The following is a 15,464-nucleotide window of genomic DNA, read 5'->3' as shown; positions in this document are numbered from 1 at the left end:
TGAGATGGATAAACCACCTGTCGATCCGCAAAACCCATTGCTGGAACTGCGTCGCCTGACCCCAGCACGTATTGCCCTCGGTCGTACAGGCACCAGTATGCCGACCAGCGCGCAGCTGGATTTTCAGTACGCCCATGCACAGGCCCGGGATGCGGTGCACCTGCCGTTCGACCACAGGGGGCTGAATTCGCAACTGGCCGAGCGTGGGCGTGAGAGTTTGCTGTTGCACAGCGCCGCCACGGACCGGAACAGCTATCTGCAGCGCCCCGATTTGGGGCGCAAGTTGAGTGATGAGTCGGCGCAGACCCTGCGCGACTACGCGCTGAGCCATCCTGGCGGCATCGATTTGGCCGTTGTGGTGGCCGATGGCCTCTCGGCATTGGCCGTTCATCGCCACACCTTACCGTTTCTGGCGCGCATGGAAGAACAGACAGCCGCTGAGGGTTGGTCCCTGTCGCCGGTGATTCTGGTGGAACAGGGCCGAGTTGCAGTGGCCGACGAGATTGGCGAGCTATTAGGCGCGAAAATGGTGGTCATTTTGATCGGCGAACGCCCCGGCTTGAGCTCGCCAGACAGCCTGGGGTTGTATTTCACCTATAATCCCAAAGTCGGACTGACAGACGCCTATCGCAACTGCATCTCGAATGTCCGGCTCGAAGGCTTGAGTTACGGCATGGCGGCACACCGCTTGCTGTATTTAATGCGCGAAGCCTGTCGGCGGCAGTTATCGGGGGTCAGTCTGAAGGACGAAGCCCAGGTTCAGACGCTGGAGTCGGACATTGGTGCGGATATGAAAGGTAATTTCCTACTGAGCCCGTCGGATACCTGAACCGTTTCCGCATTGCGTTTCTATTCAGGTTTCAGGCAGGATCGATGCACGGCCGCCAGGGTTTCCCGTCGCCGTCACCACGTAAGACAGCCACTTGAAGACGAGACCTACCATGCGGATTATTCAAGCGACCCTCGAACACCTCGACCTGCTGACCCCGTTGTTCGTCAAATATCGTGAGTTTTACGGTTCCCTGCCGTATCCGGACTCGTCCCGGGCGTTCCTCGAGAAACGCCTGCGCCGCAAGGAGTCGGTGATCTACCTGGCCCTGGCCGATGACGACAACAACAAACTGATGGGTTTTTGTCAGTTGTACCCCAGCTTTTCGTCTCTTTCGCTTAAACGCGTGTGGATCCTCAACGACATCTACGTCGCCGAAGACGCCCGTCGCCAGTTGGTGGCCGACAACCTGATCCGTACCGCGAAAAAAATGGCCAAGGAAACCAATGCCGTGCGCATGCGCGTTTCCACCAGCAGCAACAACGAAGTCGCGCAGAAAACCTACGAATCCATCGGGTTCAGGGAAGACACCGAGTTCAAGAACTACGTGTTGCCGATCAGTGAGGAGCTGTAAGCACGGGGCCTTTGTGGCGAGGGGGCTTGCCCCCGCTCGGCGGCGCAGCCGTCGTAAAACCTGAGCATGCGGTGTATCTGAAAAACCGTGACTACCTGGTTTAGGGGTCGCTTCGCAGCCCAACGGGGGCAAGCCCCCTCGCCACAAAGATTGTGCAATGCCAACAGGCCTATGATCGTTCCATCGACATCCCTCGCTACAAACTCGAGGCGTTTTTCACTTCTCTCCCCGTATAATGCCCATTCTTCCGGCTCGTAAGAAAAATCACACTTAGCTGTAGTCTTACGCGAAGCCATCCGCACAGGCCTGCAGAGTCGGGCCATCACCACAGGTGCTTTCCATGGATTTCAACCCGATCGACCTTATCCTGCATCTCGATGTTTACCTCGACCTGCTGGTAACTAACTACGGGGCATGGATTTACGCCATTCTGTTTCTGGTGATCTTCTGCGAAACCGGTCTGGTGGTGATGCCGTTCCTGCCGGGCGATTCCCTGCTGTTCATCGCCGGCGCCGTGGCGGCCGGTGGCAGCATGGACCCGGTGCTGCTGGGCGGCCTGCTGATGCTGGCGGCGATTCTCGGTGACAGCACCAACTACTTGATCGGCCGCACCGCCGGCGAAAAGCTGTTCAGCAACCCGAACTCGAAAATATTCCGCCGCGACTATCTGCAACAAACCCACGACTTCTACGACAAGCACGGCGGCAAAACCGTGACCCTGGCGCGCTTCCTGCCAATCATCCGTACCTTTGCCCCGTTCGTCGCCGGTGTTGGCAAAATGCCTTACCCGCGTTTCTTTGCCTTTAGCATCCTTGGCACCATCCTCTGGGTGGGCGGCTTGGTAACCCTCGGCTACTTCTTCGGCAACGTACCGTTCATCAAGAAGAACCTGTCACTGCTGGTAGTGGGCATCATCCTGCTGTCGCTGCTGCCGATGATTATCAGCGTGATCCGCAGCCGCCTCGGGAATGCCGCGTCCAAAGCCGAACCCCGCTGACTCACGATGTGGTCCCTTAGCGCCTGGCGACGCCGGCGCACCTTGGCCAGGCATCCGATTGCCGACGACATGTGGCAACGGGTGCGCCATCACCTGAGGTTTCTCGATGGCATCAGCGCAGCCGAAGACCGCTGGCTGCGCGAAGCCTGCGTATTGTTTCTGCAAGATAAACACCTGACCGCCCTGCCCGGCGTCGAGCTTCACCAGGAGCAACGCCTGCTGCTCGCCGCCCAGGCCCAATTGCCGCTGCTGCATCTGGGCGATCTGAACTGGTATCAGGGCTTTCACGAAATCATCCTCTACCCCGACGATTTCCTCAGCCCCCAGCGCCATCGCGATGCCAGCGGCGTCGAACACGAATGGGACGGCGAACACAGCGGCGAAGCCTGGCAGCAAGGCCCGATCATCCTCGCCTGGCCTGGCGTGATGGCCAGTGGTGGCTGGGAAGGCTACAACCTGGTGATCCACGAACTCGCGCACAAACTCGACATGCTCAACGGCGACGCCAATGGCTTGCCACCGCTGCATACCGATATGCGCGTCAGCGACTGGGCCAGCATCATGCAAGAAGCCTATGACGACCTCGACCGGCAACTGGACCGCAACCCCGACGCCGAAACCGCCATCGACCCCTACGCAGCGGAAAACCCCGCCGAGTTCTTCGCCGTCACCAGCGAATACTTCTTCAGCGCACCGGACTTGCTGCACGAGACTTATCCACAGGTCTATGAGCAGCTGAAGCTGTTTTATCGGCAGGACCCATTGGCCCGATTGCAGCAACTTCTGGCCGAGAACCCTGTCTATCAGGCACACGACTAAGGTCTACACGACCTCTGGCGCATGGCAACGGTGGCAGAATATGCCTATAATCGCCGCCACTTTTTGGTCAATCCGGCCAAGTTTTTCTGGTCAACTAACGGGGGCACCGCCCAATGAGCTACAGCAAGATTCCGGCTGGCAAAGACCTGCCGAACGACATCTACGTCGCGATCGAGATCCCGGCCAACCACGCGCCGATCAAATACGAAATCGACAAAGACAGCGATTGCCTGTTCGTTGACCGTTTCATGGCCACCCCGATGTTCTACCCGGCCAACTACGGTTACATCCCCAACACCCTGGCCGACGACGGTGACCCCCTCGACGTGCTGGTCGTGACCCCTTACCCGGTTGCCCCAGGCTCGGTAATCCGCGCGCGTCCAGTCGGCATCCTGAACATGACCGACGACGGCGGCGGCGATGCCAAAGTGATCGCGGTTCCACACGACAAGCTGTCCCAGCTGTACGTCGACGTGAAGGAATACACCGACTTGCCTGCGCTGCTGATTCAGCAGATCGAGCACTTCTTCGCGAACTACAAAGATCTCGAAAAAGGCAAATGGGTCAAGATCGAAGGCTGGGCCGGCGCAGATGCCGCCCGCGACGCGATCACCAAGTCGGTTGCTGCCTATAAAGGCTGAGAAGCCGCGGTAAGCTTCTAGCTGCGACGTTTGAAGAAGAACCCCGGTTGATCCGGGGTTTTTTGTGCGCGCTTGCAAAGCCTCTTTTAAACCGGTCGCTTAACGCTTGGGTGCATTGGTTTTTTCTCGTTTAATTTCCACTAAAAGCGCCTTACATCCAGTCTTAAATTTCCCTCGAAATTTGAACGGATCGTTTATTCAAACCCCCGTCCTGCGCCAGTAGACTCGTGTTTATGAAAAAGAACACTAGCGGCCCACGGTTTAAAGCACTCCTTGAAGCAGCGAAAATCACAACCACTGGATTTGCCGCTTTCTTCGACACGGAAGCGCAAAATATCCACAACTGGTACACCCGAGGTGTGCCCGCCTACCGCATGGAAGAGGTCGCCAGACTACTGTCTGTAAACAGCGACTGGCTGAAAACCGGTGAAGGCCCGAAAGAGTCCTCACGCCTGCGCGTACTCGACGAGTCCGGCAACACCTTCGATGCCCAGGCCATCCGCGGCATCTACACGGTGATCGAGCCCATCGACGTCGAATTGCCCTTCTATATAGAAACAGCCACCGCCCCGGGCTCCAACAAAACTCACGTCGTCAAAGACCCCAGCCAATCCGTCCGCCTGCCTCGCAGCCACCTCGACTCTCTGGAAATCAAGCACGCTGACGCTATCTGTACCCACATGATCGGCAACAGCATGGGCGAAAAGATTGAAGATGGCTCGACGCTTGCGATCGACCGTGGGCTGACTCAGGTTATTGATGGGGAAATTTATGCGATCGAGCATGACGGGATGCTGCGGATCAAATACCTGCACCGGATGCCGGGGAATGCGTTGCGATTGCGCAGCTATAACAAAACCGAGTATCCAGACGAGATCTTCAGTGCCGAGCAGATCGATAAGCAAAACATCAGGGTATTGGGGTGGGTATTCTGGTGGTCGACGCTCAACAAACGCCGGCCGTCGGTGCCGTTCCTCTAGCACGCAACCCTATGATCCATTGTGGCGAGGGGGCTTGCCCCCGTTCGACTGAGCAGCAGTCGCAAACCATTCAATATGGCGGTTACCGGGTTTACGACTGCTTCGCAGCCGAACGCAGCCTTGGGCAGCTGCTACATCTCGCCACAATCCGCTCTACTCCGCATGCCAAGCTGGGAATTCCTCAAAAAAATCAGTATGCTGCGCCCCACATTTGCGCATCGACCCTTCTTCAGGCTCCGATCGCACCGACAAGGCAGATGACTTTCTCGCCAAGTCCCACAGCCGGACGCAAGATCCGGGTGTACGTTTTGAAGGCTGGCGCGGTTTACCAAAAATAAACCAAGCCAGTCCCCGAGAAGCCGGCCACAAGCCGGCTTTTTAATGTCTGAAAATAAATCCTGAATATGCTTTGACCGGCAGCCCATTGCAAATGGGGTCGAGTCCAGACCGCGATGTTGCGCGATTCGGTCGCAGCCGGGCGTGGGCGACACCTGTCGATGGCTGGCCGGTGAGCCGAATGGCATTTTTAATCGGCCCATCCCAGTTCAACTATCCCGATGACTCAACAGATTAATCATGATCGATACCGCGCAGTGGCGAGGGGCTTGTCGGAACGACGCATCGCCCCGTTCGGCTGCGAAGCAGTCGCAAATTGCTGGATGCGGTATGCCGGAAGAAACGCGGTGTCTGGTTTAGGGGCCGCTCCGCGCCCCCAGCGGGAGCAAGCTCCCTCGCCACAGGGTGTGTTTTCACCCGGAAACTGCAGCGTCATAGACCCCACTCATTTGCCCATAACCCCTATGTCTGCTAGTGTCGCGCCGGTTTAACGTCAACCGGAAATAGCCGCCATGGCCCGCAAAAAAGCTGCACTGGATTTCGAACAATCCCTCGCCGACCTGCAAACGCTGGTGGAGCGTCTGGAGAACGGCGAATTGTCGCTGGAAGACTCGCTGACCGCTTTCGAGCAGGGCATCGGGCTGACCCGCGATTGCCAGGCGGCGCTGGCTCAGGCCGAGCAGAAGGTTCAAGTGCTGCTCGAGCGTGATGGTGAGCTGGCCGAGGAACCCTTCGACGCGGATCAGCCAGAATGATTGCGGCGTATTCGGCCACCAGCCAGGCTCGCGTTAACGCGGCACTGGAAACCCTGTTCAACCCGCCGAGCCCCGAGCTCGCACGCCTCTACGAAGCCATGCGCTACAGCGTGATGAACGGTGGCAAGCGCGTGCGCCCATTGCTGGCTTACGCCGCGTGTGAGGCGTTGGGCGGTAAGGCCGAGCAAGCCAATGGCGCGGCCTGCGCGGTGGAGCTGATCCACGCCTATTCGCTGGTGCACGATGATTTACCGGCCATGGACGACGACGATCTGCGTCGCGGCCAGCCGACGACGCATAAAAAATTCGATGAAGCTTGTGCAATCCTCGCCGGTGACGGCTTGCAGAGCCTGGCCTTCAGCGCCCTGCTCGACCCACGCCTTAGCAGTTGCGACGCCGAAACCCGTCTGCAGATGGTCAGCGCCCTGGCGTTGGCAGCCGGTCCGGCGGGCATGGTCGGCGGGCAAGCTATCGATCTCGGTTCGGTGGGTCTGAAGCTCGATCAAAAAGCCCTTGAATACATGCACCGGCACAAGACCGGCGCGTTGATTGAAGTCAGCGTCAAGCTCGGTGCCCTGGCCAGCGGTCATGCCGCGAAGGACGAACTGAAGTCCCTGCAGAGTTATGCACAGGCCATTGGCCTGGCATTTCAGGTCCAGGACGACATTCTCGACGTCGAAAGTGACACCGAAACCCTCGGCAAACGCCAGGGCGCCGACATCGCCCGGGACAAGCCGACCTACCCGGCCCTGCTCGGTCTCGACGCGGCCAAGGCCTATGCCCTGGAACTGCGCGACCAGGCCCTGCACGCGCTGCGACCGTTTGACGCGGCGGCCGAGCCATTGCGCGATCTGGCCCGGTACATCGTCGATCGCCGCAGCTGACGGCGTATCCGCCAAAAAAAACCAACGCGTGGGCAGGGGGCGATGCATCAGGTAAACTGCCGCATCTTTTATACCTATAACGATTCGCCTGATGCCCACGACGTTTCATGAGATTCCCCGCAAGCGCCCGACCACGCCCCTGCTCGACCGTGCCAACACGCCGGACGGCCTGCGCCGGTTAGGCGAAGCCGAGCTGGAAACCCTGGCTGATGAGTTGCGCCTGGAATTGCTCTACACGGTCGGTCAGACCGGTGGGCATTTCGGTGCCGGCCTGGGCGTCATCGAGCTGACCATCGCGTTGCATTACGTCTTCGACACCCCGGATGACCGGTTGGTGTGGGACGTGGGTCATCAGGCCTATCCGCACAAAATCCTCACCGGCCGTCGCGAGCGCATGAGCACCCTGCGCCAGAAGGACGGCGTTGCCGCCTTCCCGCGTCGTTCCGAGAGCGAGTACGACACCTTTGGCGTCGGCCACTCCAGCACCTCGATCAGCGCAGCGCTGGGCATGGCGATTGCCGCCCGCCTGCAACACAGTGATCGCAAGGCGATCGCGGTGATCGGCGACGGCGCACTGACCGCCGGCATGGCCTTCGAGGCGCTGAACCACGCGCCGGAAGTGGACGCCAACATGCTGGTGATCCTCAACGACAATGACATGTCGATCTCGCGCAACGTCGGCGGGCTGTCGAACTATCTGGCGAAAATCCTTTCCAGCCGCACTTACGCGAGCATGCGCGAAGGCAGCAAAAAGGTCCTGTCGCGCCTGCCCGGCGCCTGGGAAATCGCCCGTCGTACCGAAGAATACGCCAAAGGCATGCTGGTTCCCGGCACGCTGTTCGAAGAGCTGGGCTGGAATTACATCGGCCCGATCGATGGCCACGACCTGCCGACCCTGATCGCCACCCTGCGCAATATGCGCGATCTGAAAGGCCCGCAATTCCTGCACGTGGTCACCAAAAAAGGCAAAGGCTTCGCTCCGGCGGAAGTCGACCCGATCGGTTACCACGCCATCACCAAACTCGAACCCCTGGACGCCCCGGCCAACCCGCCGAAGAAAGCCGGCGGGCCGAAGTATTCCGGTGTGTTCGGTGAATGGCTGTGCGACATGGCCGCGGTCGATCCGCGCCTGGTCGGGATTACCCCGGCGATGAAGGAAGGCTCCGACCTGGTGGCCTTCAGCGAGCGCTTCCCGGAGCGCTATTTCGACGTCGCAATTGCCGAGCAACACGCCGTGACCCTCGCCGCCGGCATGGCCTGCGAAGGCGCAAAACCGGTGGTGGCGATCTATTCGACCTTCCTGCAACGCGCTTACGACCAGCTTGTGCATGATGTGGCGGTGCAAAACCTTGACGTGCTGTTCGCCATCGACCGTGCAGGCCTGGTGGGCGAAGACGGCCCGACGCACGCGGGTAGCTTTGACCTGTCGTTCCTGCGTTGCATCCCCGGCATGCTGGTGATGACCCCGAGCGACGAAAACGAACTGCGAAAAATGCTCAGCACCGGCCACCTGTACGACGGCCCGGCGGCGGTGCGTTATCCGCGCGGCACCGGCCCGAATGCGCCGATCGCGAAAGACCTCGAACCGATTGAAATCGGCAAGGGTGTCGTCCGCCGTCAGGGCAACAAAGTCGCCCTGCTGGTGTTCGGCGTGCAACTGGCCGAGGCACTGAAAGTCGCCGAGAAGCTGGATGCGACCGTGGTCGACATGCGTTTCGTCAAACCGCTCGACGAAGCACTGGTTCGCGAAATCGCTGGCAGTCACGAACTGCTGGTGACCATCGAAGAGAACGCCATCATGGGCGGTGCCGGTGGTGCGGTCAGCGAGTTCCTCGCCCGCGAAAACATCCTCAAGTCGGTGCTGCACCTGGGCTTGCCGGACATTTACGTCGAGCACGCCAAGCCTGCGCAAATGCTGGCCGAATGCGGGCTGGATGAGGCAGGGATCGAAGAAGCGGTGCAGCAGCGCCTGCAACTGCTCAACTTGTAAACCCGACCCCCTGTAGGAGCTGCCGAAGGCTGCGATCTTTTGATCCTGATCTTCGGCGGCTCCAAACCTGAAAAAACAGAATCAAAAGATCGCAGCCTTCGGCAGCTCCTACGGGGGTTGCGTCGTATCTGAATTCATCTCGGATCATCCATGAAACTCTCCCCTTTTGCCCTGGCGCTGACCCTCCTGCCGGCCGGCCAACTCTTGGCCGACACCTTCGAACGCGACCAGGCCCTGAAACTGCCGGACGTGCTGATCAGCGCCAACCGTCAGGTCGAAGCGCGCAACGACAGCAGCGCCGCCAACACCGTGTTCACCCGCGACGACATCGACCGTCTGCAGCCGAGCAGTGTCACTGACCTGCTGCGCCGGGTACCGGGCGTACAGGTCGGGCAAACCGGCGGGCGCGGCAGTCTGCCGGGGGTCTACATTCGTGGTACCAAGTCGGCGCAAAGTCTGGTGTTGGTCGACGGCCAGCGCATCGGCAACTCGACCTCCGGCGACAGCAACCTGCAACACATCAATATCGAACAGGTCGAGCGTATAGAAGTGCTGCGCGGTTCGCGTTCAGTGATTTACGGCAGCGATGCGATTGGCGGGGTGATCCAGATCTTCACCCGCCGTGGTGGCGAACAAGGCTTGCAACCCCGCATGCACGTGGGGGTTGGCAGCAATCAGACCTGGGAACGCAGCCTTGGATTGTCTGGTGGCGATGGGCAGACACACTTCAATCTTGGTGCCAGCCTCGATGAAACCGCAGGCATCAATCGCACTCACCAGTCTTATCCCAGTGATGGCGATCACGATGAATACCGCAATAAGTCGGTCAGCTTAAGCCTGAGTCACGCCCTCGCCGATGACATCGAAGTCGGCGCCAATCTGCTGGATAACCAGGGCAAAAGTGCCTTCGACAACCCGTTCGGCCGCTTTGACATGAACACCTTTGAATCGGTCCAGCAGCAGCCCTACAGCGAGTTCGCTGTGAGCAGCGTCAGCAGTTACGTCGATGCGCGCATCAACGACGGCTGGAAAACCCGCGTCGAATTCGGCCATAGCGAAAACCGTGAGAAGACGCTCGACAAGCTCAGCGACGAGCGCAGCGTGTTCAACACCTACCGCGATTCGGTGAACTGGCAAAACGACCTGACCCTGGATGAACGCAACAGCCTGATCCTCGGCGGCGACTGGTACGAAGACCGAATCAACAGCAGCACAGCGTTCGACGAAGACAGCCGCTGGAACCGTGCAGCGTTTATCCAGCATCGCTATCAAGCCGACAGCTTTTCTACCGAACTGGGCCTGCGTCGCGACCAGAACCAGCAGTTCGGCAGCCAGAACAGCTGGAGCGGCACGTTCACACTGCCGCTGAACCCGGACAACGATGTGCTGTTGACCTACAGCGAAGGCTTCCGCGCGCCGACCTTCAACGACCTGTACTACCCGGATTTCAGCAATCCGGATTTGAAACCCGAAACCTCGAAAAGTTATGAGTTGCAATGGCGCAGTCAGCTGACAGAAACCAGTCGCCTGGAAGCTTCGCTGTACCGCACCGATCTGCAAGACGCGATTATTTTCGGCAGCAACAACCGCCCGGCAAACGTCGCTTCGGCGCGGATCAACGGTTTCGAAGCGGCCTTGAAACAAGAGCTGTTCGGCTGGCAGAGCAACCTCGGCGTGGCGATCATCGACCCGCGGGATCGCGACAGCGGCCACACCCTCGCCCGTCGTGCACGGCGGACTTTGAGCCTGGACCTGGATCGGCAGTTCGACCGGCTCGGCCTCGGTGCCAGCTGGCAAGCGGTGAGCAGCAGTTATGACGACGAGAACAACCAGCAGCCGTTAGGCGGGTATGCGTTGTTGGGGTTGCGCAGCAGTTGGGCGCTGAATCGAGAGATCAAGCTGGAATTGAAGATCGATAACCTGCTGGACAAGGGCTACAGCCGGGCGTTGTACAGCCATGATGGCAGTCAGTATGGGTATCGCGAGGAAGGCCGGGCGTGGATGTTCGGGGTGACCTGGACGCCGGATATTTGAAGCCATCACCCGATCACTGTGGCGAGGGAGCTTGCTCCCGCTCGGTTGCGTAGCAGCCGCAATCCAAGCTGACTCGGTCCACCTGAAAAGAACTCGTCGGCAGGTTTTGGGGCCGCTTCGCAGCCCAACGGGAGCAAGCTCCCTCGCCACAGGTTAGAGGTCAGGCGCGATTAGCTGGCACAACTTGGCCGTCGCTTCGATCATCTGCCCACTCGGCCGCTCCAGGCCTTTGTCCGTCACCAACAGCAATTGCCCCCGCGCCACCGCGGTTACCTGAGGCCAGCTCTTCCACGCATCGAGCTGCGCCTGATCACTGGCCAGAATCACCTCGGGATTGCGCTGCAACACCGCCTCCACACTGACCTGCGGTGCAGGTTGCGTCAGGTCGGCAAACACATTGCGCGCCCCGCACACCGCTAGAGCATCGCTGATGATCTGCCCACCGCCCACGGTGTACAGGGGCCGATCCCAGACTTGATAAAACACCCGTATTGGTTCATCCCTTCGATAACGCTGGCGCAGGGAGTCGAGTCGTTGACGCAGATTTTCGGCCAATGAAGCGCCACGCTCCGGTCTTCCGAGCTGCGTAGCGATCACTTCAATCTGGGCGGCAAGTTGTTCGAGGTTGTGGGGTTCGGCGACATAGGTGGGAATGTTCAGCCGTTTGAGCTGCTCACGCTGGGCCGGCCCCACACTGCCCGGCCACAACAGCAACAGATCGGGCTTGAGGCTGAGCAGTCGTTCCATGTCCAACTGGCCGTAGTTGCCAACGGAAGGAATGTCTTTGAGCTCAGCGGGACGTTCGCCAGCATCCAGCACACCGACCAGAAGGTCAGCCGAGTTCAGCTCAACGACAATCTCAGAAAGCGACGGTGCCAGACTGACGACCCGTTCAACCGCAGCCGCCGAACCACTGACGGCCAGCAGCAACACCGCCAGCCAGACGCTGCGCATCAGCCGAGTTGACGCGGGATACGGTAGAGGTAGAACAGCACCGTGGTCGACAGCGCCAGCAGCACCAATGGAACGGCTTCAAGACCGACGAATACCGCCAGCGCACCAATCCAGGCGGGCAGGCCAGCGACCAGAAACGCAGCACGGCGTTTCGCGGCCAGGGCAATCCAGGCGCTGGGTTCTTCAGGAGTGTCGAGGGCTTTCTGGGTAGCGATCAGTGCGTGCTTGTAACCGCCAAAGAACTTCAGGCTGACGAACATCGAGGCCACACCGGCGATGAACAACGGCATGGCCAGCACCGGCAGAATCGCCTCGCTCTGGCCGAATACGCCGTTGATCACGAACAGCGGCACCAAAGCCAGCGCCAGGTATTGCCACCAGTTGACGGACAGTCGCCGCCGTACCTGACCGCGGGTCACGCCCGGTCAACCTCGCCCTGATGCTCGTTGCCCATCATATGGTCGAGCTTGCTCGCCTTGGTCGCCAGATAGAGTTTGTTGTGCGGGTTGTGCCCGGTGTGCAACGGCACGCGCTCGGCAACCACGATGCCCATGTCGGTCAAGGCTTTGACCTTGCGTGGGTTGTTGGTCATCAGACGCAGGGACTTCACGCCCAGGTGCTCCAGCATCGGCAGGCACATGGCGTAGTCGCGCTGGTCGGCGGCAAAACCCAGACGCTCGTTGGCTTCAACGGTATCGGCGCCGCCGTCCTGCAATTCATAGGCGCGGATCTTGTTCAGCAGGCCAATGCCGCGACCTTCCTGACGCAAGTAGAGCAACACGCCACGGCCTTCACGGGCGATCGCCTGCAGGGCGGCCTCGAGTTGCGAACCGCAGTCGCAGCGCTGGCTGAACAAGGCATCGCCGGTCAGGCATTCGGAGTGCAACCGGCCGAGTACCGGAGCACCGTCGGCAAACTCACCCAGGCTCAGTACGACGTGCTCGCGCCCGTTCTCTTCGTCGAGAAAGCCATGCATGGTGAATTGCGCAAAAGGCGTTGGCAGCTTGGAAGCGGCGACAAAAACGACAGGCACCGGTGTGCTCCTGATCTATAAGTACTGAAGATTCGCAGAGGCGGCATTGTAACAGCACGTTCCTACAGACGCTTAGGCTGAATTATGGGGCATAACGATCAAAAAGTTTGATCGTCGGGTCGACGCGATACATCCCTGTAGCAGCTGGCGCAGCCTGCGTTCGGCGGCGCAGCCGTCGTGAAACCTGTCGACTCGGTCAATCTGACACACCGCAGCGCCTGAATTTACGGCGGCTTCGCCGCCGAACGCAGGCTTCGCCAGCTGCTACAAGAGCTGCATTCAGTTCGAGTCAAACGGATAGGGTTGCTTCCAGCGTTCGAAAATCGGTTTCAACTGGCCGTTTTTTACCAGCACTTCCATGCGCTGATCGAACAGCGCCATCAACGTGCGAGCCCGAGGTGTATCGGCGAAGCACAGGTAAAGCGGCAATTCCGCAATATGCGTGCGGCGAAACTGCGACGTGTCCGTGACTCGGCTAAGGACGTAATCGACTTCGGTCAGTGCATCGATGTAATAGTCGGCGCGATTGTGGGTCAGCATGGACGCAATTCCCGTCCGCCGCACGACTTCGTTATAGCGCTGCACATTGGGTAGATAAGCCTGATATTTATAGCCGCGTACCCAGGCCAATCGGTAGCGGCCCAAGGTATCCAGGGTCGGCGCCGGATTGCTGGCCAAGCCCAAGGCGTAGATGTGGTCGGTATCGAAATTCCATCGTGGATAAAGCAGGTCGCTCGCCTCCTCCCGATAAGAACCGACACAAGCGTCCACTTCCCCACGCTGGGCCAAGCCCATGGCGCGCGTATAAGGTTCGGTTCGAATATCCAGTTTTACGCCCGCCGGCTCGAAGACTTTGCGTAATACCTCCCAGCCCAAACCCTGACCATCGGCGGCGGTAAAGTCTTCCCAGGCTTCGCTGGCGAGGTGAATCACGGAGGGCGTCGTCGGTGCATCCTCCGCCTGGGCGAACGAGCAAAATAGCGCGAAAACCATCAGCAGCAACCCGCGTCGCGCCACCCCCGGTTCTCTCACTTGGCGCCTCAGACGAAAAACCACACCAGCCCTTGCATCGCCAACCACGCAAATACGCCTGCCAGCACGTCGTCGAGCATGATCCCGACCCCACCGTGCACATGCCGGTCGATCCAGTGAATCGGCCAGGGCTTGAGGATGTCGAAGAAGCGGAACATCAGGAACCCCGCCAACAACCAATACCAACCTTCCGGCACCAGCCACAGGGTGATCCACATCCCGACCATTTCGTCCCAGACGATGCCTTCATGGTCGTGCACGCGCAAATCATCGGCGACCTTGCCGCACAGCCAGAAGCCGAACAGCATGGTGATGCCGAGCATCAGCCAGTAGCCCCAGTCGGGCAGCATCTGCCACAACGGAATGAAGGGTAACGCCACTAACGAACCCCAGGTGCCCGGCGCTTTTGGCAGGGTGCCCGAGCCGAAGCCGAACGCCAGGAAATGCCATGGGTTGCGCCAGACCGACGGCGGTACGAACTCCGCCGGGACCTGTTTGGGATGATCTGTCACGGTGTCTCCCGAAAATGTTGATAGCCCCGGATTGGCGGGGTGATGTCGTGTCCGTCGGCGTCCAGCAGTGTCACGCCCTGCCCTGCAACCACCTGCCCCAGCACATGGATCGGCCAGCCGTCCGCCAGCAATGATGGCAACTCGGCGGGCGGCAAGGTGAAGGCCAGTACGTAATCGTCACCGCCACTGAGGGCGGCTTGCTCAGCGCCAGACTGACCAAGGAAGGCCAGCAGCGCCTTCGACAACGGCAGCTTACTGCGCTCCACCTGAACCCCGACTTTCGACGCCAGGGCAATATGCCCACAGTCGGCGAGCAGGCCGTCGGAGATGTCCAACGCCGCAGTGGCTCTGCCGCGCAACGCCATGCCCAGACCAAGCTGCGGTTGCGGTGACCAGTAATGGGCGCGCAACGGATCAGCAATGGCTGCGTCAGCCATTCGCTGACCGAGTACCAACGGCAATGCACCCGCGCCGTTCCCCAACTCACCGCCCACGCAGAGCAAATCGCCCGGCTGTGCGCCGCTGCGGGTCAACGCCAGGCCGGCCGGCACCCGACCGAACACAGTCATGGTCAGGCTCAACGGCCCGCGGGTGGTATCGCCACCCACCAGCGCCACGCCGCAATTTTGCGCCATGAGGTTCAAACCACGGGCGAAGGCTTCCAGCCAATCGGTGGTCACCGTCGGCAAGGTCAGGGCAAGGGTAAAGGCAATGGGAGCGGCGCCCATGGCGGCCAGATCACTGACAGCCACAGCCAGCGAGCGCTGACCGAGCAGAAACGGGTCACAGGGGTCTGCGAAATGCACACCGGCCACGAGCGTGTCGGTGGAAATGGCCAACTGTTCCCCGGGAGGAACAGCCAGCAAGGCGCAGTCATCGCCGATCCCCAGAGCAACGCCTTCGCCGCCCTGCGCACAAGGCGCGGCGGCGAAGAAATTGCGGATCAGCTCAAACTCGCCCATCAGGTATCCTGTCTCACCAATGCTGTTCCTTTTTTAGCGGCGTCTGTTGTCGCCAGTCTGCGTTGCCGCTCCTCGCCATAGCCAGCTATGACTCGTCGCGGCGCCTTGTCTGACAACAACAGCCACTCGCCA

Annotated in this window: 16 protein-coding genes; 10 read left to right on the top strand and 6 right to left on the bottom strand. The window is 60.0% G+C overall.

The genetic code is table 11. The features are described from left to right. Window positions 1-4 precede the first annotated feature (4 nt). The 10 genes from eutC to IB250_RS19695 all read left to right on the top strand — a co-directional run bounded on the left by eutC (window position 5) and on the right by IB250_RS19695 (window position 10,839). Window positions 5-829: an ethanolamine ammonia-lyase subunit EutC gene (gene eutC / locus IB250_RS19740; RefSeq protein ID WP_192345303.1), complete on the top strand. Its 825-nt coding sequence runs from the start codon at window positions 5-7 to the stop codon at window positions 827-829. Window positions 830-941: 112 nt separating this feature from the next. Next, window positions 942-1,403: a GNAT family N-acetyltransferase gene (locus IB250_RS19735; RefSeq protein ID WP_095633937.1), complete on the top strand. Its 462-nt coding sequence runs from the start codon at window positions 942-944 to the stop codon at window positions 1,401-1,403. Between the two features lie 340 nt (window positions 1,404-1,743). Next, window positions 1,744-2,400 (top strand): DedA family protein, encoded by a 657-nt coding sequence (locus tag IB250_RS19730; RefSeq protein ID WP_192345302.1) that lies wholly within the window; start codon window positions 1,744-1,746, stop codon window positions 2,398-2,400. Between the two features lie 6 nt (window positions 2,401-2,406). Further along, the gene (locus tag IB250_RS19725) at window positions 2,407-3,219 is read left to right on the top strand and encodes a zinc-dependent peptidase (RefSeq protein ID WP_192345301.1); all 813 of its coding nucleotides are present in this window, start codon (window positions 2,407-2,409) and stop codon (window positions 3,217-3,219) included. A gap of 113 nt (window positions 3,220-3,332) precedes the next feature. After that, window positions 3,333-3,860, top strand: coding sequence for an inorganic diphosphatase (ppa, locus tag IB250_RS19720; RefSeq protein ID WP_007894323.1), 528 nt, complete (start codon window positions 3,333-3,335; stop codon window positions 3,858-3,860). Between the two features lie 233 nt (window positions 3,861-4,093). After that, window positions 4,094-4,840, top strand: coding sequence for a helix-turn-helix transcriptional regulator (locus tag IB250_RS19715; RefSeq protein WP_192345300.1), 747 nt, complete (start codon window positions 4,094-4,096; stop codon window positions 4,838-4,840). Between the two features lie 848 nt (window positions 4,841-5,688). After that, the gene (locus tag IB250_RS19710) at window positions 5,689-5,931 is read left to right on the top strand and encodes an exodeoxyribonuclease VII small subunit (RefSeq protein WP_007894317.1); all 243 of its coding nucleotides are present in this window, start codon (window positions 5,689-5,691) and stop codon (window positions 5,929-5,931) included. After that, on the top strand, window positions 5,928-6,815 hold the full coding sequence (gene ispA / locus IB250_RS19705) for a (2E,6E)-farnesyl diphosphate synthase (protein WP_008070181.1): 888 nt from the start codon (window positions 5,928-5,930) through the stop codon (window positions 6,813-6,815). Before IB250_RS19710 ends, ispA begins: the two co-directional genes overlap by 4 nt. Window positions 6,816-6,906: 91 nt before the next feature. Then, window positions 6,907-8,805, top strand: a complete 1,899-nt coding sequence (gene dxs / locus IB250_RS19700) for a 1-deoxy-D-xylulose-5-phosphate synthase (protein ID WP_192345299.1) — start codon at window positions 6,907-6,909, stop codon at window positions 8,803-8,805. 150 nt (window positions 8,806-8,955) lie between these two features. Beyond that, the gene (locus IB250_RS19695; protein ID WP_192345298.1) at window positions 8,956-10,839 is read left to right on the top strand and encodes a TonB-dependent receptor domain-containing protein; all 1,884 of its coding nucleotides are present in this window, start codon (window positions 8,956-8,958) and stop codon (window positions 10,837-10,839) included. 153 nt (window positions 10,840-10,992) lie between these two features. On the opposite strand, the gene IB250_RS19690 is transcribed toward IB250_RS19695, so the two are convergent. The 6 genes from IB250_RS19690 to thiL all read right to left on the bottom strand — a co-directional run bounded on the left by IB250_RS19690 (window position 10,993) and on the right by thiL (window position 15,332). Further along, window positions 10,993-11,793, bottom strand: coding sequence for a cobalamin-binding protein (locus tag IB250_RS19690; protein WP_192345297.1), 801 nt, complete (start codon window positions 11,791-11,793; stop codon window positions 10,993-10,995). Beyond that, window positions 11,793-12,212: an MFS transporter gene (locus IB250_RS19685; RefSeq protein ID WP_192345296.1), complete on the bottom strand. Its 420-nt coding sequence runs from the start codon at window positions 12,210-12,212 to the stop codon at window positions 11,793-11,795. The genes IB250_RS19690 and IB250_RS19685 overlap by 1 nt, the downstream gene beginning before the upstream one ends. Further along, window positions 12,209-12,826 carry a GTP cyclohydrolase II gene (ribA, locus tag IB250_RS19680; RefSeq protein WP_007906827.1) on the bottom strand — a complete coding sequence of 206 codons (618 nt, stop codon included), beginning with the start codon at window positions 12,824-12,826 and terminating at the stop codon, window positions 12,209-12,211. Before ribA ends, IB250_RS19685 begins: the two co-directional genes overlap by 4 nt. 279 nt (window positions 12,827-13,105) lie before the next feature. Then, window positions 13,106-13,819 (bottom strand): substrate-binding periplasmic protein, encoded by a 714-nt coding sequence (locus IB250_RS19675; protein ID WP_225603655.1) that lies wholly within the window; start codon window positions 13,817-13,819, stop codon window positions 13,106-13,108. A gap of 47 nt (window positions 13,820-13,866) precedes the next feature. Next, on the bottom strand, window positions 13,867-14,370 hold the full coding sequence (locus IB250_RS19670) for a phosphatidylglycerophosphatase A (protein WP_008073949.1): 504 nt from the start codon (window positions 14,368-14,370) through the stop codon (window positions 13,867-13,869). Further along, the gene (gene thiL / locus IB250_RS19665; RefSeq protein WP_192345295.1) at window positions 14,367-15,332 is read right to left on the bottom strand and encodes a thiamine-phosphate kinase; all 966 of its coding nucleotides are present in this window, start codon (window positions 15,330-15,332) and stop codon (window positions 14,367-14,369) included. The genes IB250_RS19670 and thiL overlap by 4 nt, the downstream gene beginning before the upstream one ends. Between the last annotated feature and the right edge of the window lie 132 nt (window positions 15,333-15,464).

Source organism: Pseudomonas sp. PDM09 (assembly GCF_014852305.1).
In the GTDB taxonomy this organism is placed as follows: domain Bacteria; phylum Pseudomonadota; class Gammaproteobacteria; order Pseudomonadales; family Pseudomonadaceae; genus Aquipseudomonas.
The sequence above is the reverse complement of the archived record's forward strand: the minus strand, read 5'-3'. Positions and strand labels throughout refer to the sequence as shown.

Bases quoted from the DNA above. Each gene is read 5' to 3' on its own strand.
- ppa (WP_007894323.1), top strand. From the start codon at position 3,333: ATGAGCTACAGCAAGATTCCGGCTGGCAAAGACCTGCCGAACGACATC.
- IB250_RS19710 (WP_007894317.1), top strand. From the start codon at position 5,689: ATGGCCCGCAAAAAAGCTGCACTGGATTTCGAACAATCCCTCGCCGAC.
- IB250_RS19725 (WP_192345301.1), top strand. From the start codon at position 2,407: ATGTGGTCCCTTAGCGCCTGGCGACGCCGGCGCACCTTGGCCAGGCAT.
- ispA (WP_008070181.1), top strand. From the start codon at position 5,928: ATGATTGCGGCGTATTCGGCCACCAGCCAGGCTCGCGTTAACGCGGCA.
- IB250_RS19735 (WP_095633937.1), top strand. From the start codon at position 942: ATGCGGATTATTCAAGCGACCCTCGAACACCTCGACCTGCTGACCCCG.
- IB250_RS19690 (WP_192345297.1), bottom strand. From the start codon at position 11,793: ATGCGCAGCGTCTGGCTGGCGGTGTTGCTGCTGGCCGTCAGTGGTTCG.
- eutC (WP_192345303.1), top strand. From the start codon at position 5: ATGGATAAACCACCTGTCGATCCGCAAAACCCATTGCTGGAACTGCGT.
- thiL (WP_192345295.1), bottom strand. From the start codon at position 15,332: ATGGGCGAGTTTGAGCTGATCCGCAATTTCTTCGCCGCCGCGCCTTGT.
- IB250_RS19715 (WP_192345300.1), top strand. From the start codon at position 4,094: ATGAAAAAGAACACTAGCGGCCCACGGTTTAAAGCACTCCTTGAAGCA.
- dxs (WP_192345299.1), top strand. From the start codon at position 6,907: ATGCCCACGACGTTTCATGAGATTCCCCGCAAGCGCCCGACCACGCCC.
- IB250_RS19695 (WP_192345298.1), top strand. From the start codon at position 8,956: ATGAAACTCTCCCCTTTTGCCCTGGCGCTGACCCTCCTGCCGGCCGGC.
- IB250_RS19730 (WP_192345302.1), top strand. From the start codon at position 1,744: ATGGATTTCAACCCGATCGACCTTATCCTGCATCTCGATGTTTACCTC.
- IB250_RS19675 (WP_225603655.1), bottom strand. From the start codon at position 13,819: ATGGTTTTCGCGCTATTTTGCTCGTTCGCCCAGGCGGAGGATGCACCG.